Origin of the sequence: Devosia lucknowensis (assembly GCF_900177655.1) — a bacterium.
GTDB lineage: Bacteria > Pseudomonadota > Alphaproteobacteria > Rhizobiales > Devosiaceae > Devosia > Devosia lucknowensis.
Map to the genome: position 1 here is coordinate 2,260,359 of NZ_FXWK01000001.1, position 18,454 is coordinate 2,278,812.

Here is an 18,454-nt window from a genome sequence, read left to right on the forward strand (position 1 = left end):
CGCGCTCAACATCAACGACATGGTGGACGGGTGACCGTCCACCTCAACCGCCGCGGTGGGCACAGGACAAACCATGGCTGAACTTTCTCAATACGTGACCCTGGGTGTCGCCGACGAACTCTTCGCGGCCCCTGTCACCAAGGTGCAGGAAATCCTGGACATGCGGCCCATTGCCCGCCTGCCCAGGTCGCCCGACAACCTGCTCGGCATGATCGACGTGCGCGGCGAAGGCGTGCCCGTCCTCGACCTGCGGCAGACGCTTGGTATCGAGCCGGCACCCGATACGGAAAACACCCGCATCGTAGTCCTTGCCGTCTGTGGTGCCAATGGCCAGGTCGTCGTCGGCCTCCGTGCGGACCGCGTCTTCGAAGTGACCGTGCTCGACAGCGAAACACTGGACCCGGCCCCGGCCGTCAGCGCCAGCTGGAGCGGACACTGCATCCAGGGCATCGGCCGTCGGAATGGCCGCTTCGTGACCGTTCTCGATCTCGATCGTCTCCTCGGCGAGACCGCCGGCCTCAACATCGCCGCCTGATCGCGTTTCCGGCCGGGGAAATCCGGCCGGCATCACCAAGTATTGGAGTATCCTGGGTGCCAGCCTTAGCCAGCCAGATCACGACTGACGTCGATGACCATCTGGACATGCGCGATTTCCAGCGCATCGCCACACTGATCGGGACCGAAGTGGGCATAAAGCTGCCCCCAGCCAAGCGCCTGATGGTCGAGGGCCGCCTCCGCCGCCGCCTTCGCCACCTTGGATTGGCGACATTCGCCGAATACGGCGATCTGCTGTTCCGCCGCGATGGTCTGGAAGGCGAACTGCCCTATCTGATCAACGCTGTGACCACCAACAAGACCGACTTCTTCCGCGAGCCGGAACACTTCGACTGCATGGTCAAAACCCTGGTGCCGACGCTGATCGAGCAACGCAAGGACCGCTCGCCCCTGATCAAGGTGTGGAGCGCCGCCAGCTCGACCGGAGCGGAAGCGTTCACGATCGCCATGGTCCTGGCCGATCTCCACGCCGCGCGGCGGGATTTTCGTTTCGCCGTTCTCGGCACCGACATTTCCACCGATGTTATCGAGACCGGCCAGCGCGCCATCTATCCATCCGAGCAGATCGCGCCTGTACCGCCGGGTATGCAGACACGCTACCTCATGCATTCGAGGCGCTCAGGGGCGCGTCCCGAGGTTCGTATCGTCCCCGAACTGCGCCGGCACGTGCGCTTCGAGCGGCTGAACCTGATGGACGCTGCCTATCCATACGACCGGGACGTCGACATCATTTTCCTGCGCAACGTCCTTATCTACTTCGAAAAGGCGGATCAGGCGAAGGTCATCACCCGTCTCGTCGGCCATCTTCGCCCCGGCGGTTATCTTCTTCTTGGTCATTCCGAGTCCATGATCGGCACCTCGATCACCATGCGCCAGGTCGCACCCGCCGTATTCCAGAAGGTCTGAAGCCTCCATGAGCCGCAAAATCCGCGTCCTCATCGTCGATGACAGCGCTTCGGTGCGCACGACGCTCAGCGACATCATCGATGCCGATCCCGAACTTGAAGTGATGGGCACGGCAGCCGATCCCTATGTCGCCGTCGAGCGCATCCGCCAGGAAGTACCCGACGTGATGTTTCTCGACATCGAACTGCCGCGCATGGATGGCATCACCTTCCTCAAGAAGATCATGTCGCAGCGGCCCATTCCGGTCGTGATCTGCTCGAGCCTGGCTCAGGATGGTTCCGACACCTTCATGCAGGCGCTCGAGGCAGGTGCGGTCGATGTCGTAGCCAAGCCGCGCGTCGATACCGCCCATTTCCTCCAGGAATCGCGCATGCGCATCTGCGACGCCGCCAAGGCCGCAGCGCACGCCAAGATGCGCGGCATTTCCAAGGTCGCCCCCGCCTTGAGGGCGCCCAGCCCCGATGTGAAGGTTGAGGCCAAGCTCACGGCCGACGCGATCATTCCAGCCATTTCGGACGCTCGGCGCGAAAGCCTGATCGCCCGCCTGCCCGTCACCGAGCCCATCGTTTCCATCGGCGCATCCACGGGTGGCACCGAAGCGCTGCGCGAAGTGCTCGAAGCCCTGCCTTCGACGAGCCCGGCCATCCTTATCGTCCAGCACATGCCCGAAAAATTCACCTCTGCCTTCGCGCGACGGCTCGACTCCACCTGCGCGGTGCGCGTCAAGGAGGCCGAGGACGGCGACATCGTCCAGGCCGGACAGGTGCTGATCGCGCCGGGAAATCTGCATATGCTACTGGTGCGCAACGGCACCCGCTACACCGTCAAGATTCAGGACGGTCAGCACGTTTCGCGCCACCGCCCTTCGGTCGATGTGCTGTTTCGCTCCACCGCGCAATCTGCCGGGGTGAACGCGATGGGCATGATCCTGACGGGCATGGGTGATGACGGCGCGCGCGGGCTGCTTGAAATGCGGCAGATGGGCAGCCTGACCCTGGCGCAGGACGAAGCCACGTGCGTGGTCTTCGGCATGCCCAAGGAAGCCATCCAGCGCGGGGCTGCGGTCCGCACCCTGCCCCTCCAGAAAATGGCCGCGGAAATCACCGCCTTCGGCCGCAAGAAGGTCTCAAGCATGGGAGCCAACCCGTGATGCCCACCGTCGATCCCGCATCTGTCCGGCAACTCGTCTGCAATCTCGCCAGCCCTCGACAGGAAATCGAAACCGCCTTCGTTGCCGTCGGCGCGCGGCTGACCGAAGGCGCCGCCCTGCTCAACACACTGAGCAAGGTGTTCGAGGCCCTTCCCGGCACGCTGGGCGGCCAGGATGTCGAGGAAGCCACGGCTCGCCTCAACTCCGTTGCGTCCCGAGCCGAAGAGCTGGCCGCCACCTTCAGCCAGGAAAAGACCGATCTGGCGCGGCTGGTCGATGTCGTCGCCGCCGCAAATGCGCCGATCTCGGACCTCAAGCGTGCCGTCAAGATGATGGGCATCGTCTCCGTCAACGCACGCGTGACCGCGGCGGGCATCGTCGGCGATATCGACGACTTCGACGTCTTCACCACCGATATCGCGACGCTTTCGGATTCGGCCGGCAAGACCATCCAGGATTTCGCGCAGGTCTATCGCCAGCTGACCACCGAGGTAGACCGCGCCGCTTCACAGCGTGCGCGCTTCGAGACCGCGCACGCACAAACGCTGTCGCATCTGGGAGCAAGTCTCGCCGCGACCCTCGAGGCTCTCGGCGCGCAGCGTACCACGGCTCTCGAAAGCAGTGCCCAGACCGGACGGGTTTCCCGGCAGATCGTCGGTCGCATCGGTAGCGCCGTCATGGCCCTTCAGGTCGGCGACGCGACGCGGCAACGCATCGAACATGTGGAGACGTCACTCTCCACCCTCGCCGATCTTCTCGACGGACAGGAAGTCAGCGGCCACGTCTTTGCCGAGGACGACAGACCTGCCGCACTGGCAGCAATCGCCAATCTGCAGCAGACTCAGCTGTCCCAGACGGCTGCCAGCTTTGCCCAGGAGCTTGAACAGGCTCAGGCCGATCTGTCCGCCCTGGCCGCCGATGCCGGGACCATCATGGACCGCAGCCGGGACTTTGGCGGCGACGAACGCGGCAAGAGTTCCGCAATTGCAAGCCTGTCCGCACAGTTGCGGACCGCGGTCACCATTCTCGCGGACTTCGAAGCCGAGCGTGCCAAGCTTGAAATCGTTGCCTCCGCCGTACAGGCAACCGTGCGCACCCTCCTTGAACATGTCGTCGCCGTGCAGGAGATCGAGGCCAATATGCGCCTCGTCAGCCTCAACGCGGCGGTGCGCTGCGCCCAGCTCGGACCGCGCGGGGCCTCCCTCACCGTGATTGCAACCCAGTTGCGCGAACTCACCAGCGAGACCGTGGTGGCGGCAGAGGCTGCCATGGCAAGGCTCGACCAGTCGTCGCAGCTTGCCGGCTCGTTCAGCGCTGCGGCCGCGGGACAGGGCGGCGGCAAGGTCGGTGAACTCGAACAGCAGGCGACGCTGGCGCTCGACATCCTGTCGCGCCTCGACCAGCACATGGCCGCCGCCCTGGTTCGTCTCAACAAGGATGGTCCCAAGGTGATCCGCTTGCTGCAGGACGCGGCCAGCGGGCTCGCCGGCCAGTCCTCCATGGCCGAGTTGCTGGACGATATCGCTCTTGCGATCGCGGCGCTGACGCGCGATGACGTGCCCGAAACCCCGTCCGATGGGCTGATCGAGGTCCTCGCGTCCCTGCGCAAGCATTACACGATGGAGGCGGAACGGCAGGCGCACGACCGGCTTTTCCCGCGCCCCGCCAGCGTGGTCCAGCAGCCCGCCAACGGCACCGCGCCGGGCGACGACCTGGACCTGGCCGACTTCATGCTTTAGCGGCCGTCACCCCAGGCAGCGACCCCCGGGAGATGGTGGGCATGGTCATCAGATGCGGCGTGACCGCTTGCTGTCCCTCAAGCAGCAGCTCGACGGCTCTTCGCCCCATGTCTTCGTGTGGAAGGCCGATGGTCGTGAGACCTGGACGCAGGTAGGACGCGATTTCGTCATTGTCGAACGAGACCAGCGCCACGTCATCGGGGATGGACAGGCCCGCCTCGGCCAGCGCCTGATAGGCCCCGAATGCCAGCCGATCATTGAGGCATAGCAGCGCGCGCGGTCGCTGGCTCTTGAGCAGTTTGCGGGTCAGGTCGTAACCGAAATTGGGCTCCCAGTTCCAGCAGCTGAGTTCGGCGCTGAAGCGAAGGCCAGCATCGTCCATGGCCTCGCGGATACCGAGAAACCTGCGCGAAATACTCTCCGACCTGAACAACCCCTCTTCCTGCTTGGCGTTGTGACCGAGAAGCACGATACCATCGCGCACACCTGACTGCGCGAGGAGCTTGACCGCCGCGCGCCCGCCTTCATACTCGTCGGGCAGGACTGAGACGGGAAAGCGCGCACTCGTGCCGTTGAGCATCACCACGGGCACGCTGATTGCTAGATCTGGCACGAACACTTCACGCGACCGCATGGCCGCAAAGATCAGCCCGTCCACCTGCCGATCCAGGGCCGCCTCGACCGCCTGGATTTCGCGGGCCGGTTCGCCACCGGTCTCGAGCACCAGCATGACGTGCTTGGCGTCCTCGGCTGCACCAAGGGCCCCCCGGATCAACCCGCTCGCAAAACGCGTCGTCGCGACATAATCGGAAATGAACGCGAACGAACGCGACTTGTCGGTTCGCAGCGCGCGGGCCGCGACATTGGGCCGATAGCCGAGGCTCGCGGCGGCATCGTGCACTTTCTTGTGCGCCTCGGGCGACAGGCGCGTATCCGGCTTGCCCGTCAGGATCATCGACGCAGCCGTGGTCGACAGGCCTGCCAGACGGGCGACATCCGCCAGTGTCACGCGCTTCTTTGCCACGCCCGCTCGTCCTCCCGTTGGTCCTGCCGATCCGTTCGCACTGGATATCCATGCGCCACCGCCTTGACAAGTTGGCGGCATCATAGCATGGGCTAAATGGTTTTAGCAAAGACCTCGGAAAGGGGCCTGAGGAATGGCGTTCCACCTGCCGGACCACTGGGTTTGGGATTTTTGGCTCGCCGACGATGGCGAGAGCTATCACCTGTTCTACCTGCACGCCCCCAAATCGCTCGGCAATCCCGACCTGAGGCATCGCAATGCCCGGATCGGTCGCGCCACGTCGACGGACCTGCGCAACTGGACCGATCACGGCCAGATCTTTAACGCAGGGCCGGAAGGCAGTTTCGATGGGAGCGCCACCTGGACGGGCAGCGTCGTGCGCGGTCCGGACAATCTCTGGAGGCTATTCTATACCGGCTCGCGCTTCCTTTCGCCCGACACTGTCGCGAACATTGAGACCGTTGGCCTCGCCACATCGCCCGATCTCGTGACCTGGACCAAGCAACCCGGCCCGGTCTGCGTCGCCGACCCCGATCACTACGAAACCCTGGGCACGTCGTCCTGGCCCGAAGAGGCGTGGCGCGATCCCTGGGTCTATTGGCGCCAGGCGGACCAGCGCTGGCACATGCTGACCACCGCGCGCGGCAAGCATGGCAGCGAGCCGGACCGCGGCATCATGGGTCACGCCGTCTCGATCGACCTCAAGACCTGGACGGTCAACGAGCCTATCGGGCATGTCGGGTCGGGATTTGCCCACCTCGAAGTCTTCCAGATCGTGGAAGTCGCCGGTCAGCGCCATCTGGTGTTTTGCTGCGACACAGCCAAGCTCTGTGGCGCCCGCGTCGGACAAACCGGGGGCATCTGGAGCCTGCCCGTCGGCGACCTGCCCGGTCCGGTCGACTTCTCCGCAGCACGCCTGCTCGTGGACGAAACGCTTTATGCCGGCCGCATCAGCTTTGATCGAGACGGCCAGCCATGCCTTTTGGCATTCCACAACGTCACCGAAAACGGCAGCTTCCGCGGCGGCATCTGCGACCCGCTACCCATCACGTCAGGCGCTGACGGCTACCTGCGGGTGGCGTCATGAGCACCGTCATACACGGCTCCGCCGAGCCCGGCTTCGAACCGGTTGCCGATGCCTTTGCGGCGGCCTTCGCCGGTCGCCCGGCCATGGGTGCGGCCCTGCATGTGAAGATGGACGGGCAGACCGTCGTCGACCTCTGGGGCGGCGTTGCCGACGCGCGCGACAACCGCGCCTGGACCGCCGATACCCCCTCGGTGATCTTTTCGTGCACCAAGGGCCTGATGTCGATCCTGATCGCCAGGCTCGTGCAGGACGGCAAGCTCGACTATCTTGCGCCCGTTGCCCGCTACTGGCCGGAATTCGCCGTTTCGGGCAAGGCGTCGGTGACGGTAGGCGAGGCCCTCGCGCATCGGGCTGGTCTCTCCGCCCCGCGCCAGACACTGACCGAGGACGATATCCTGACCTGGGATCGCGTCACCGCCATACTCGCCGATCAGGAGCCGCTCTGGCCGATCGGCGAAGGCTATCAGTATCACGCCCTGACCCACGGCTGGCTCGCAGGCGAACTCGTCCGCCGGGTGACCGGCGTTTCCCCTGGCGCCTATTTTCGTCAGCTTATCGCCGAGCCATTGGGCGTCGACGCCTGGATCGGCCTGCCCGATGCGGTGCAGCCCCGGGTGGCTCATCTGCAGGTCAGTCCTCCCCTTTCCGCCCTCTGGGCCGACGAGGCAGGCAAACCCGGCCCGAACTGGCCATACAAGGCCATGACGCTGGGCGACGCTCTGCCGGCCGATCTGGTCACGGCCGATGGCGGCTTCAACCACGAGCGCATCCGTGCCGCCGAGATCCCCGGCGCCGGCGGCATCGCCACTGCGGCGGCCCTGGCTTCGATCTGGTCGGCAACCGTTGTGCCCGTCAAGGGCGAACGACTTGTCGGCGACGCCGTCATCGCCACCGCGACCAGGACGCAAAGCGAAGGCAGGCCGGTCTTTGGCGGCGATCCTCCCTATTCTCGCTGGGGCTATGGCTTCCAGCTCGACTCCGAAGCGCGGCGTTATCTTGGCGACGGCTGTTTCGGACATGACGGCGCCGGGGGACAGGTCGGTTTTGCCGACCCTCGGCACCGTATCGGTTTCGGTTTCATCACCAATTGGATGATGGGCCCGGAAGACCAGCGCGCAACGGAAATCATCACGGCGTTGCGCAAGGTCACTTCGTAGCCGCGCTCCGCACAAAGGCATATTGACTCCACTTTGTGCGCATGCGCTAAATCCATTTAGCAGACGGAAACATCCGTTGCAGACTTTACCCCGGAGGAGGTAGTCGTGAAGAAATCATCCCGCCACGCGCTTCGCATCGCCACGCTCGGTATGACCGCCAGCGCCCTGGTTGGCACCGCCATGGCCGCCGCACCCAACTGCGGCACCGATCCTGTCGTGCTCAATTCCTATTTCGAGACGGGCTTTCCGCTCCCCACTCGGCTGGCCGAAGAGTTCACCAAGCAGTTCCCCAATGTCACTTTCGACATCAAGGAAGACCAGTTTGCCAACATGATGGAGAATTCGCCGCGTATCCTCTCCGAGGACAATGCGCCGGACCTCATCCGCGTCCCCTCCATCACCGATCTCGTCGCCAACAACCTCCTGCGCAACCTCGATGAGGATTTTGCCGCCCTTGGCTGGGACCAGTTCCCGGAAGGCCAGCTGGTGCAGCTGCGCGTCGAGGAAGGTGGCCGTCCGCGCGGCACCGGCTCGCTCTACGGCATGGGTCTCAATTACTCGATGACCGGCGTGTTCTTCAACAAGGAGCTGGCCGCCCAGATCGGCATGACCGAGCCGCCAACCACCCTGGCCGAACTCGACGAGGCCATGGCCAAGGCCAAGGAAGCCGGCATTCTGCCGATCATGCAGTGGAACAAGGGCACGGGCGGCTTTGCCTTCCCGCTCCAGAACCTGATGGGCGCCTATGGCGCACCCGAGCCGATCAACGACTGGATCTTCCAGAAGGACGGCGCCACCATCAACACGCCCGACAACCTGGAAGCGGCCGAGCATCTCGAAGGCTGGGTCAAGAACGGCTATTTCCCGTCCGATGCCAATGCCATCGAATATTTCCAGATGATGAGCCGCTTCATCGGCGGTGAAGGCCTGTTTATGTTCAACGGCGACTGGGAGTCGGGCAATCTCGATACCAACGCCAAGGACAAGTTCGGCTTCTTCATCATGCCCAGCCTCGAAGAAGGTGGCCGCCATGCGTCCATGTCTTCGCCGCTGACCTATGGCATCGGCGCCAAGGCCGCGCATCCCGAATGCGCCGCCTTCTTCCTCGATTGGGTTGCCCGCAACGAAGAAGCACGCAAGATCAACGTCGCCGTCGGCGGCTCCAACCCGGGTGGCCCGACCGACCTGCCGATGCCGGCAGTCGAGCCCGGCTCCGTGACCGAGCAGTCCCTTGCCGCTGGCGCTACCCTCGCCCAGGACAATGGCGCCATGGACTTCATCGCCAATGCCACCGGCGCCATCTTCGCCGCTGGCTGGACTCCCGAGCTGCAGAAGATGGTAGGCGGTCAGCAGAATGCAGCTGGCCTCCTCGAAGCCGTGCAGCGCGAATACGAGACGCAGTTGTCCCGCTGACGTCCTCGTCCCGCTGCGCGCTACCCAATGAGCAATGGTGAGTAATATGAACACCACAAAGGCCGCGCAGCGGCCAGAGACGCGGCTCCCCACGATAAGGGGGAGCCGCAAATCCGTTCGAACCGCATGGCTTTTCATCGCGCCCGCCGCGATCGCCTATGCTGCCTTCGTGCTCTTGCCGCTGGCCATGAGCCTCTACTACTCGTTCCTGCGCTGGGACGGCATCGGTGAGGCACGCTTTCACGGCCTGACCAATTACATCACCGTTCTGACCGATCCCAAGCTGCTGCAGATCATCGGCAACGCTTTCCAGCTCGTTGGCTATTTCACCATCATTCCGGTCTGCCTTGGCCTTGCCGTCGCTTCGGTGATCCGTGGCCACATGGCCGGACCATTCGGCACGGCCACCCGGACAATCCTCTTCCTGCCCCAGGTCATTCCGCTGGTTGCCGCCGGTATCGCCTGGAGCTGGATGTTCGCCTCCACCGGCGTCGTCAACCAGATGCTCAAGGCCGTCGGCCTGTCGAGCTGGGCACGGGGCTGGCTCGGTGACTTCGTCTGGGCCCTGCCCGCCGTCGGCATCATCGGTGCCTGGGTCCTGCTCGGTCTGTGCACCATGCTGCTCGTCACCGGCATCACCAAGATAGACCCCAGCCTCTATGAAGCGGCGCGGCTCGATGGCGCCCGCCCCTGGCACGAATTCCGCTACATCACGCTACCCGGCCTCCGCCAGGAAATCGCCGTCTGCGTCACGCTCACCGTCATTTCCGCGTTGGCGAGCTTCGACATCGTCTACATCTCGACCCTTGGCGGACCCGGCATCACCACGACGGTGCCAGGCCTCGAAATCTACCGGCTGGCATTCGCGCACCGGCAGGTTGGCCTCGCCTCGGCTCTGGCCATCGTTCTCATGGTTCTGGTGCTGATCTCGATCGCTCCGATCCAATGGTTCGCGCGAGAAAAGAAATGAAGGCCGGCCTCCCCAATACCATCCTTGCGCGCGGCCTCATCATCCTTTTGATGGCCATAACGCTCCTGCCATTCCTTTCCATGTTCACGGCTGCCCTGGCGCCGCAGGGCAGCTACCCGAACGGCATCCAGTGGCCGGCCGATCCGCAATGGGGCAACTTCGCTCGCGCCTTCGAAGTGGCCAAGATGGATCAGTTGCTGCTTTCGAGCGTGCTGATCGTGCTGGGCGTGGTGCCGCTCTCCGTGCTGATCGCGACCATGGCCGGATACGGCTTGGCCAAGCTCACCACCAACAGATACAAATGGCTCTACCTGATCTTCGTCTTCGGCCTGACCTTGCCGTTCGAGGCGGTGATCACTCCGCTCTACTACGAAGTCCGCGCCCTTGGCCTGCTCAACACGCGGTTCGCGATCATCCTGCCGCTTATCGGCCTCTACATGCCTTTCGGCGTGTACTGGATGCGCGCCCACTTCCTCAATGTGCCACATGACCTGACCGAAGCGGCTCAGCTCGATGGCGCGACCCGCTGGAAGGAATTCTGGCTGGTCCAGGTGCCGCTGGCGCGTCCGGCGATCATGTCGCTGACCATCCTGCTCTTTCTCTGGACCTGGAACCAGTTCCTGCTTCCCGTGGTCCTCGTGCAGGATCCGATGCAGCGCACGATGGCAGGCGCCCTGGGCGCTTTCCAGGGGCAGTGGGGCACCGATATTCCGCTGCTGTGTGCCGGTGCATTGCTGATCCTTGCACCCACCATCCTTCTCTTCCTCTTCTTCCAGCGCCAGTTCGTCGCCGCCCTCATGCAGGGCGCGGTGAAGGGCTAACAGGAGTCCCTGACATGGCGGGCTTGACCCTTCGTTCCGTCCACAAGACCTATGGCGAAGTGCCGGTGATCAAGGGCGTCGACCTCGACATCGCGCACGGCCAGTTCGTGGTTTTCGTCGGCCCCTCGGGCTGCGGAAAATCGACCCTGCTGCGCATGATTGCCGGTCTCGAAGACATCACCGGCGGCCAAATCTGCATCGGCGACCGGGTGGTCAACGATGTCGAACCGCGGGACCGCGGCGTCGCCATGGTGTTCCAGTCCTATGCGCTCTATCCGCATATGAGCGTCTACGACAATGTCGGCTTCGGCCTGAAGCTCGCCGGCACGCCCAAGCCGGTGCGCGACGCCAAGATCCGCGCCGCCGCCAAGGTGCTGCAGATGGAGCACCTTCTCGATCGTCGCCCCTCCCAGCTCTCGGGTGGCCAGCGCCAGCGCGTTGCCATTGGCCGGGCAATCGTGCGCGAGCCCGACGTGTTTCTGTTCGACGAACCGCTGAGCAATCTCGATGCCGCGCTGCGCGGCGACATGCGCATGGAACTGGCGCGCCTGCATTCCGACCTCGGCGCCACCATGATCTATGTGACCCATGATCAGGTCGAGGCCATGACGCTGGCCGACAAGATCGTCGTGCTCGACGCCGGTGTCGTCCAGCAGGTCGGCTCGCCGCTCGAGCTCTACAATCGCCCCGCCAATCTGTTCGTGGCCGGCTTTATCGGCTCGCCCAAGATGAACCTGCTCGCAGGCGAGATCCGCGGCGACCGCCTGACATCTGCTGTGCTGGCGTCAGACTTCGCGCTGCCAACGGTTGGGGCAAGGGATCAATCGGTGACCTTCGGCGTGCGTCCGCACGATCTCGAACTCGTGGCCGACGGTCCCCTGCGCGGCGAGGTCAGACTGGTCGAGCGCCTCGGCAACGAAACCGTCATTCGCGTCGCCCTCCCGAACGGCAGCGAGATTACCGCTGCACTGCCCGGCCAGGGACAGCTCGAAGTGGGCCAGACCATCGGGCTTGGTTTCGCACCCGGCAGCGTGCATCTTTTCGGTGCCGACGGCATTCGCCTCTAGCAGGTGAAGCCGGGCGTCAGCGCCCGGCATCCGTGCCTAGCCCTTGACTGCACCTCCCGTCAGCCCCGAGATCACGTAGCGCTGTGCCAGCAGGAAGAATGCGATCGCCGGCATGATCGAGAGCGTCAGGAACGCCAAGATGCGCGGCCAGTCCGAGCCGAACTGGCCCTGGAACTGCATGATCCCGAGTGGCCAGGTATATTTGGCCTCCGAGTTGAGGACGATCAGCGGCAGCAGAAAACTGTTCCAGCTCCCCACGAAGTTGAAGACGCCCACGGTGGCGATGATCGGCAGGCACAGCGGCAGCGTCACGTACCAGTAGATGCGGATATAGCCGCAATTGTCCATGCGCGCGGCGTCGATCAGTTCCTTGGGCAGCTCCTTGAAGAAGTTGTGGAACAGCAGCACCGAGAACGACACGCTGAACGCCACCTGCACCGTGATGATGCCCCAGTGACTGTCGAGCATGCCCAGGTCGCGCATCTTGATGAACAGGGGCAGGATGCCCGTGGCCGACGGGAACAGCAGCCCCAGCATCAGGTAGCCCAGCACGAACTTGCTGCCGAAAAATTTGATATGAGCCAGCGCGAAGGCCGTCATCGAGGCGATCAGCGTCGAGAGGATCACGGTGCCCGCCGCGATCAGCAGCGAATTGCCCAGCGACGAGAAATAGCGCGGTCCGCCCAGGATTTCGGTGAAGCGCACCGGATCCCAGCTTGCGGGCAAGCCGAAAGGATTGACCCGCAATTCGCCGATCTCCTTGAAGCCGCCGAGCGCGGTCGTGTAGAACGGCACGACCACGAAGGCGGCGACGATGAACAGCGTCACCCACTGCACCGGCGAAACCACTGGACGGCGTTTCTTGGAAGCGACTGTCATCAATTCTGCTCCACTCTGAACAGGACGCGGCGATAGGCGAGGGCGACGACCACGCAGGCGATGAACAGCAGCACGCTGACCGCGCCGCCGAACCCGAGCTTCATGCGCAGGATGCCGAACTGGTAGAGGAACGTCACGATCGTGTGGCTCGAATGCGATGGCCCGCCGTTGCTGAGCGGAATGATCAGATCGAACAGCTGCAGCGCACCGGTGATGGCGAAGAAAACCGAGATGACGATTGCCGAGCGGATCATCGGGATCTTGATATGGCGCACGATCTGCCACTTCTTGACGCCGTCGAGCCGGGCCGCCTCGATCACCTCGTTGGGGATCGACTGCAGTCCCGCGATGAAGATCATCATGTGGAAGCCGAAATACTTCCAGGTGATGACCAGCATGATCGCCGGGATCACCCAGAGCTTGTCGCCGAGCACGAAGGGCATTTCGACGCCGATGGCCCCGCCGATGGCCGGTAGCAGCCCGTAATTGCCGTCATAGACGAATTTCCAGATCAGTCCTGCCGCCACTTCGGCCAGCATGTAGGGCAGGAAGAAAAGCACGCGGATGAGATTGATATGAGCCCCACGTTCGGCCAGCGCGATGGCGCACCACATGGCCAGCGGCAGCTGGATCAGGAGTGAAACCGCGACAACGATCAGGCTGTTGCGGACCGCCGTGCCGAAATTGCGGTGAGTGATCACATCGGCGTAGTTCTCGAAGCCGACGAAATCCGTGATCGGGCCATACCCGTTCCAGTCGAAGAACGAGAACGTGGCAGCGTCCACCATCGGCAGGACGACGAACAGGGTGAAAAGAATAAGCGAAGGCGGCAGGAACAGCAGAAGCGGCACGAGGCTCTTGCGGTCCATATAGCGGCGGCGGCGATCGGTGCTTGCGCGCTCCAGACCCGCTCCGGCGACGACGGTGCTCATGGCAGCTCTCCTCGCGCGCGGACCCTGTTGGGTGGAATGGTCCGGCGATATGGAACTTGAAATCCGGCGGACGGGTCATCCCGTCCGCCGTGTCCTAGCGAACGCTCACAGGGAGTCGTCGACGGCTTCCTTGATCAGCTCCGCGGCTTCGTCGGCGCTCATGGCATTTGCCGCGAGCTCGGCCGAAACGTCGTTTACGACGCCACCGACATTGGGGCCCAGCGCCTGATCGAAGAACAGGGCATGCCAGTGGGCACCCGAAATGTTCTGGCCGATCTGCACCTTGAACGGGTTGGTCATCACATCCGCAGCGCCCTTGGCGATCGGAATGTAATAGGCGTCCTTGGCGTATTTGGCCTGATTTTCCGGGCTGTTGAAGAATTCGACCCACTTCACCGCCGCGTCGGATGCGTTCCTGGAGAACAGTACGCCGCCCAGGCCGCCAAGCGTGTCGGTCGGGTCACCCTTGCCGCCTTCGATCGTGGGGAACGGCAAGATGCCAAGCTCCTCGTCCGGGATGCCGTTCTTGTCGGCCGAATTGTCCTTCATGGCGCCGTAGTCCCAGTCGCCCATCAGGTGCATCGCGGCCTTGCCGTCACCGAACAGGCCCGATGCGTCGCCATAGCTGGCGGCCAGGAAACCCTGCTGCCACGGCTCAAGCTCTGCAAGCTGCAGGAAGTACTCGCCGGCCTTCACGAAATCCTCGCCGGCGAAACCATCGCCGTCGCCGCGCGCTGCGGCTTCGAAGCCTTCCTGGCCAGCCAGCCGCACGACAAGCTTGGACCACCAGAAGTGCGCCGGCCACTTGTCCTTGGCGCCGATGGCGATCGGGGTGATGCCGGCATCCTTGAACGCCTGTACGCCCGCGAGGAAACCATCCCAGGTCGACATGCTTGCCGGATCGACGCCCGCCTCTTCGAACAGGGTCTTGTTGTACCACAGCACGACTTCGCTGACGTCGCGCGCGACGCCATAGAGGTGGCCATCGGGCGCCGTGAAGGCCGAGACACCGGCCGTGCCGACATTGGCCTTGGCCTCGTCGGAAAGCACGTCTTCAACCGGACGCAGCACGCCTGCGGCCGCCTGCTCATAGAACACGCCGCCGCCCCAGGTATGGAACACATCGGGCGCATCTGCCGACTGCAGCAGCGTCGTCAGCTTGGCCTTGAAGGCCTCGTTCTCGAGAAAGGGCAGCTCCACGACGATGTCGGGATTCTGAGCCATGAAATCGGCGGCGATGCTGTTCATCAGCTCCACTTCCGCCGGAATGGACGTGATGTGCAGATGCTTGACCACGGTCTGGGCTTGCACTGGCGCAATGGCCGCCAGGCCCAGCATAGCGGCGAGCGCAATATGCTTCATGAGTTCCTCCTGTTGCTGTGGCGGCCGCCGGATTCGCATCCGGAAAGTCCTCCCGGGCCGCAGCGCCAAGCCAGTCCCCACTGAACTCAGCACTTGCTACTTTCTACGCATCCCTTATTAAAGGCGCAAGAGGGACGTACCTCACATCGATGCTTAAGCGATAAACCTGCGGGAAAAACGGGGTCAAACCACCGGATACAAAGAAAAAAATCATAAAGTGCGAATTCGAAAGGACACCCCTTCTCGAAAATTCGAGCATTATTTGATACAGATCACAAACTAAATCAGCGTTCCTGAACCAGTCTTCCAGGTGCTTCGTGGCCGTGAAAATCGCCGATCCGCTTTTGATGCGGGAGATCAACAAATATCACGTGCTGGAAACCATCCGCTGTCACGGGCAGATTTCGCGCGTCGAGATTTCCGAACGGACGCTCCTGAGCGGCACAACCGTATCCGCGATCACCGGCGCCCTGATCGAGCAGGGGCTGATCCACGCCACCCATACCGAGGTCAACGGCGAGTCCCATCGGGGCCGCCCCCGCGTGCTTCTCGGCCTTGTGGCGGATGCCGCATACGTGTTGGGCATCAAGATCTCGGAGGCAACCACAACCGTTACGCTGATAGACTTTCAGGGCGAAGTGGTCACCTCGGTCCAATTGCCCATCCGTCTTTCCCGCCAGCCCGTCGAAGTCATCGCCGATCTCATCGAAGATGCGATGGACGATTGCATCAACAAGTCAGGCGTCGATCGCAAGCGCATACGCGGCATCGGCATAGGCGTGCCGGGTCTGGTCGATCCGCGCTCCGGCCGCAGTTATTCAAGTTCGGTTTTCGGCGAACGCGAAGTGCCGCTCAGCGCCCTTCTCGGCGAACGGACCGGGCTGCCGGTGAAGCTGGAAAAGCCGGCCAACCTATTGGCACTGGCCGAAGCCTGGTTCGGCTACGCGCAACGGGACAAGAGTTTCGGTGTCGTCGTCCTCGACCAGACGGCGAGCCTGGGGATCTGGCTCGAAGACGACGTGCATCGGGGCGCCAGCACATTGGGCCCGACCTTCGGGCATCTCAAGGTCGGCAGCGAGGGCATTGCCTGCGATTGCGGGCAGGTCGATTGCCTCAATGCCCATATCAGCGAAGCTGCCCTGCGCCAGAAGGCCGGCGAGACATTTGGCCCCGATTTCCTGCAAACGCCCCTCGCCCGCACCAGCATTCTCGCGGCCCTCTCCGAGGCGTGTGACGCAGGACTGCATGGCGCTCAGGGCCTCATCGATGGCTATGGCACCAAGCTGGGCATCGGGGTGTCCCATGTCATCAACCTGATCAACCCCCAGAAAATCATCGTCGTGCTCGACTCGCCGCGCTTTTGCGAGCTGGTCGAGCCGGCATTCATCGCCGCGACCTCGGCAAACAGCTTCCGCGCACATTTCGCATCGACCGAACTGATCATGCATGCGCTGGACGATCAGCTCTGGGCTCGCGGCGCCGCAGCCCTGATGCTGCGAGACATCTACAGCGCCCCATGGACGTCGGCCTACCAGGAGGAACAACAATGACGAAATCCGCCCTCATCGTATGGGGAGGCTGGGATGGCCACACCCCCGAACAGAGTGCGCGCCTGGTAGGATCGATGCTGGAGGCGCATGACTATGCCGTCGACATCGAACCCACCACGGAAGCCTTTGCCGATGCCGGTCTGGCGCGCTACGACCTGATCATTCCCGCCATCACCATGTCGCGCATCGAGCGCGAGGAACTGACCAATCTCATCGCCGCCGTGCGTGGCGGAACCGGGCTGGCCGGCTTCCACGGCCTCATGTGCGACAGTTTTCGAAATGAGCCGGATTACCAGTTCATGACCGGTGGCCAGTGGGTCGCCCATCCGGGCAACATCATCGATTTTACCGTCAACATCACAAGGCCGGACGACCCGATCATGCAGGGCATCGGCGATTTCACCTATCACTCGGAGCAATACTACATGCACTTCGACCCAAGCGTCGAAGTTCTGGCGACGACGACATTTTCGGGCGAGTATTTCGACGAGCTCGAGGGCGTGGTCATGCCCGTTGCCTGGAAGCGTCGCTTCGGCAAGGGCCGGGTGTTTTATTCGGCGCTCGGTCATGTGGCCGACGAATTCCAGGTGCCGCAGATGCGCACCATGTTTGAACGCGGCGCCCTCTGGGCCAGCCGCTGACCGAAATCAACCATCGGCAAGGAGGAGACGATGGCAGAACTTCAACTCAGAGGCATCAACAAGAGCTTCGGCACCGTCAAGGTCATCCACGATATCGACCTCGACATAGGCAACGGCGAATTCGTGGTCTTTGTCGGGCCCTCGGGCTGTGGCAAGTCGACACTGCTGCGCACCATTTCCGGGCTGGAGGAGCCCTCATCGGGGCAGGTGCTGATCGGCGGCGAGGACGTCACCGATTATGACCCCTCCGAACGCGGCGTGGCCATGGTGTTTCAGTCCTATGCGCTCTATCCGCATATGACCGTCGAACAAAACCTTGGCTTTGGCCTCAGAATGGGCGGCATGCCGCGGGATCAGGTTGCAGACCGCGTAAACGAGGCGGCCCGCATCCTCGAGCTCACGGAGCTCTTGGACCGCAAGCCGCGTCAATTGTCAGGCGGCCAGCGCCAGCGCGTCGCCATTGGCCGCGCCATCGTGCGTCAGCCCAAGGCCTTCCTCTTCGACGAACCCCTGTCCAATCTGGACGCCGAATTGCGCGTGCAGATGCGGATCGAGATCGCCCGGCTGCACCAGCAGCTTGGGGCGACCATGGTCTACGTGACCCACGACCAGGTCGAAGCCATGACGCTGGCCGATCGCATCGTCGTCCTGCGGGCCGGTCGCATCGAACAGCAGGGCAGCCCGATCGAACTCTACGACAACCCGGACAACAGGTTTGTCGCTGGCTTCATCGGCTCGCCCCGCATGAATTTTCTCGACGGCAAGATCACTGCCATCAACGGCAACGACCTCACCGTCGCGCTGGACGCCTTCGACGCCCCGGGGCTCGTGGTGCGCCGACGCAGCCAGGGCGGCGCCATCGGCGATGCCATCAGCGTCGGCATACGTCCCGAGCATTTTTCCGAGGCGACCGCCAACGGGCCCAACCTGACGGCCAGGGCGCAGGTCGTCGAGCAACTGGGCGGCGTATCCTTCGTCTATGCCGTGGGCAATGATGGAGAAACCAAGGTCACGATCCAGCAAAAGGGACATTCGCGCATCGCCGACGGCGCCCCGATTACGGTCGGTTTTGAGCCTGGTGCGCTGTTGGCATTCGATCAGGCCGGACTGCGGCTCTGAGCCGCGTCAGATTTGGGGGCGCGCCCGGATGGGAGGATCCGGGCGCACGGGCGTCGCGGCCAGGGGAGCCGTCGACACCGGG

General features: G+C 63.4%; 17 protein-coding genes. 13 read left to right on the forward strand and 4 right to left on the reverse strand.

The genetic code is table 11. The features are described 5' to 3' along the window. The first annotated feature begins 73 nt into the window (after nucleotides 1-73). Genes CCK88_RS11160 through CCK88_RS11175 form a run of 4 tightly spaced genes read left to right on the forward strand, consistent with a single transcriptional unit; the run spans nucleotide 74 to nucleotide 4,350 of the window. Nucleotides 74-535, forward strand: a complete 462-nt coding sequence (locus tag CCK88_RS11160; RefSeq protein WP_086470496.1) for a chemotaxis protein CheW — start codon at nucleotides 74-76, stop codon at nucleotides 533-535. 56 nt (nucleotides 536-591) lie between these two features. Beyond that, complete coding sequence (locus tag CCK88_RS11165) at nucleotides 592-1,461, forward strand: CheR family methyltransferase (protein WP_086470497.1); 870 nt, start codon at nucleotides 592-594, stop codon at nucleotides 1,459-1,461. 7 nt (nucleotides 1,462-1,468) lie between these two features. Continuing rightward, complete coding sequence (locus CCK88_RS11170) at nucleotides 1,469-2,611, forward strand: protein-glutamate methylesterase/protein-glutamine glutaminase (protein WP_086470498.1); 1,143 nt, start codon at nucleotides 1,469-1,471, stop codon at nucleotides 2,609-2,611. Next, entirely contained in the window at nucleotides 2,608-4,350 is a 1,743-nt protein-coding gene (locus CCK88_RS11175; protein ID WP_170926437.1) for a coiled-coil domain-containing protein, read from the forward strand. The genes CCK88_RS11170 and CCK88_RS11175 overlap by 4 nt, the downstream gene beginning before the upstream one ends. Here the strand turns inward: CCK88_RS11175 and CCK88_RS11180 are convergent. Beyond that, entirely contained in the window at nucleotides 4,340-5,374 is a 1,035-nt protein-coding gene (locus CCK88_RS11180) for a LacI family DNA-binding transcriptional regulator (RefSeq protein WP_086470500.1), read from the reverse strand. The genes CCK88_RS11175 and CCK88_RS11180 overlap by 11 nt on opposite strands. Before the next feature lie 133 nt (nucleotides 5,375-5,507). Between CCK88_RS11180 and CCK88_RS11185 the strand changes: the two genes are divergently transcribed. The 6 genes from CCK88_RS11185 (at nucleotide 5,508) to CCK88_RS11210 (ending at nucleotide 11,889) form a co-directional block, all read left to right on the forward strand. Further along, nucleotides 5,508-6,461, forward strand: coding sequence for a glycoside hydrolase family protein (locus CCK88_RS11185; protein ID WP_086470501.1), 954 nt, complete (start codon nucleotides 5,508-5,510; stop codon nucleotides 6,459-6,461). After that, nucleotides 6,458-7,618: a serine hydrolase domain-containing protein gene (locus CCK88_RS11190; protein ID WP_086470502.1), complete on the forward strand. Its 1,161-nt coding sequence runs from the start codon at nucleotides 6,458-6,460 to the stop codon at nucleotides 7,616-7,618. Before CCK88_RS11185 ends, CCK88_RS11190 begins: the two co-directional genes overlap by 4 nt. A 105-nt stretch (nucleotides 7,619-7,723) precedes the next feature. Beyond that, the gene (locus CCK88_RS11195) at nucleotides 7,724-9,031 is read left to right on the forward strand and encodes an ABC transporter substrate-binding protein (protein WP_210189922.1); all 1,308 of its coding nucleotides are present in this window, start codon (nucleotides 7,724-7,726) and stop codon (nucleotides 9,029-9,031) included. Nucleotides 9,032-9,077: 46 nt separating this feature from the next. After that, nucleotides 9,078-10,001, forward strand: coding sequence for a carbohydrate ABC transporter permease (locus CCK88_RS11200; RefSeq protein WP_086470504.1), 924 nt, complete (start codon nucleotides 9,078-9,080; stop codon nucleotides 9,999-10,001). Continuing rightward, the gene (locus CCK88_RS11205) at nucleotides 9,998-10,822 is read left to right on the forward strand and encodes a carbohydrate ABC transporter permease (protein ID WP_086470505.1); all 825 of its coding nucleotides are present in this window, start codon (nucleotides 9,998-10,000) and stop codon (nucleotides 10,820-10,822) included. The genes CCK88_RS11200 and CCK88_RS11205 overlap by 4 nt, the downstream gene beginning before the upstream one ends. Before the next feature lie 14 nt (nucleotides 10,823-10,836). Then, entirely contained in the window at nucleotides 10,837-11,889 is a 1,053-nt protein-coding gene (locus tag CCK88_RS11210; protein ID WP_086470506.1) for an ABC transporter ATP-binding protein, read from the forward strand. Between the two features lie 36 nt (nucleotides 11,890-11,925). Here the strand turns inward: CCK88_RS11210 and CCK88_RS11215 are convergent, their stop codons facing one another. The 3 genes from CCK88_RS11215 to CCK88_RS11225 form a co-directional block, all read right to left on the reverse strand. Beyond that, nucleotides 11,926-12,768, reverse strand: coding sequence for a carbohydrate ABC transporter permease (locus CCK88_RS11215; RefSeq protein ID WP_086470507.1), 843 nt, complete (start codon nucleotides 12,766-12,768; stop codon nucleotides 11,926-11,928). Continuing rightward, complete coding sequence (locus CCK88_RS11220; protein ID WP_086470508.1) at nucleotides 12,768-13,700, reverse strand: carbohydrate ABC transporter permease; 933 nt, start codon at nucleotides 13,698-13,700, stop codon at nucleotides 12,768-12,770. The genes CCK88_RS11215 and CCK88_RS11220 overlap by 1 nt, the downstream gene beginning before the upstream one ends. Before the next feature lie 105 nt (nucleotides 13,701-13,805). Beyond that, nucleotides 13,806-15,062: an extracellular solute-binding protein gene (locus tag CCK88_RS11225; RefSeq protein WP_170926439.1), complete on the reverse strand. Its 1,257-nt coding sequence runs from the start codon at nucleotides 15,060-15,062 to the stop codon at nucleotides 13,806-13,808. A 323-nt stretch (nucleotides 15,063-15,385) separates the two neighbouring features. Here CCK88_RS11225 and CCK88_RS11230 point away from each other — a divergent pair, with 323 nt between their 5' ends. The 3 genes from CCK88_RS11230 to CCK88_RS11240 are packed head-to-tail and all read left to right on the forward strand — an operon-like array spanning nucleotide 15,386 to nucleotide 18,372. Further along, a complete protein-coding gene (locus CCK88_RS11230) occupies nucleotides 15,386-16,612 on the forward strand; it encodes an ROK family transcriptional regulator (RefSeq protein WP_140048967.1) in 1,227 nt (408 codons plus the stop codon). Continuing rightward, nucleotides 16,609-17,253, forward strand: coding sequence for a ThuA domain-containing protein (locus CCK88_RS11235; RefSeq protein WP_086470511.1), 645 nt, complete (start codon nucleotides 16,609-16,611; stop codon nucleotides 17,251-17,253). Before CCK88_RS11230 ends, CCK88_RS11235 begins: the two co-directional genes overlap by 4 nt. Nucleotides 17,254-17,283: 30 nt before the next feature. Then, on the forward strand, nucleotides 17,284-18,372 hold the full coding sequence (locus CCK88_RS11240) for an ABC transporter ATP-binding protein (RefSeq protein WP_086470512.1): 1,089 nt from the start codon (nucleotides 17,284-17,286) through the stop codon (nucleotides 18,370-18,372). Nucleotides 18,373-18,454 lie beyond the last annotated feature (82 nt).

Bases quoted from the DNA above. Each gene is read 5' to 3' on its own strand.
- CCK88_RS11160 (WP_086470496.1), top strand. From the start codon at position 74: ATGGCTGAACTTTCTCAATACGTGACCCTGGGTGTCGCCGACGAACTC.
- CCK88_RS11205 (WP_086470505.1), top strand. From the start codon at position 9,998: ATGAAGGCCGGCCTCCCCAATACCATCCTTGCGCGCGGCCTCATCATC.
- CCK88_RS11200 (WP_086470504.1), top strand. From the start codon at position 9,078: ATGAACACCACAAAGGCCGCGCAGCGGCCAGAGACGCGGCTCCCCACG.
- CCK88_RS11225 (WP_170926439.1), bottom strand. From the start codon at position 15,062: ATGAAGCATATTGCGCTCGCCGCTATGCTGGGCCTGGCGGCCATTGCG.
- CCK88_RS11220 (WP_086470508.1), bottom strand. From the start codon at position 13,700: ATGAGCACCGTCGTCGCCGGAGCGGGTCTGGAGCGCGCAAGCACCGAT.
- CCK88_RS11185 (WP_086470501.1), top strand. From the start codon at position 5,508: ATGGCGTTCCACCTGCCGGACCACTGGGTTTGGGATTTTTGGCTCGCC.
- CCK88_RS11240 (WP_086470512.1), top strand. From the start codon at position 17,284: ATGGCAGAACTTCAACTCAGAGGCATCAACAAGAGCTTCGGCACCGTC.
- CCK88_RS11235 (WP_086470511.1), top strand. From the start codon at position 16,609: ATGACGAAATCCGCCCTCATCGTATGGGGAGGCTGGGATGGCCACACC.
- CCK88_RS11170 (WP_086470498.1), top strand. From the start codon at position 1,469: ATGAGCCGCAAAATCCGCGTCCTCATCGTCGATGACAGCGCTTCGGTG.
- CCK88_RS11190 (WP_086470502.1), top strand. From the start codon at position 6,458: ATGAGCACCGTCATACACGGCTCCGCCGAGCCCGGCTTCGAACCGGTT.
- CCK88_RS11210 (WP_086470506.1), top strand. From the start codon at position 10,837: ATGGCGGGCTTGACCCTTCGTTCCGTCCACAAGACCTATGGCGAAGTG.
- CCK88_RS11215 (WP_086470507.1), bottom strand. From the start codon at position 12,768: ATGACAGTCGCTTCCAAGAAACGCCGTCCAGTGGTTTCGCCGGTGCAG.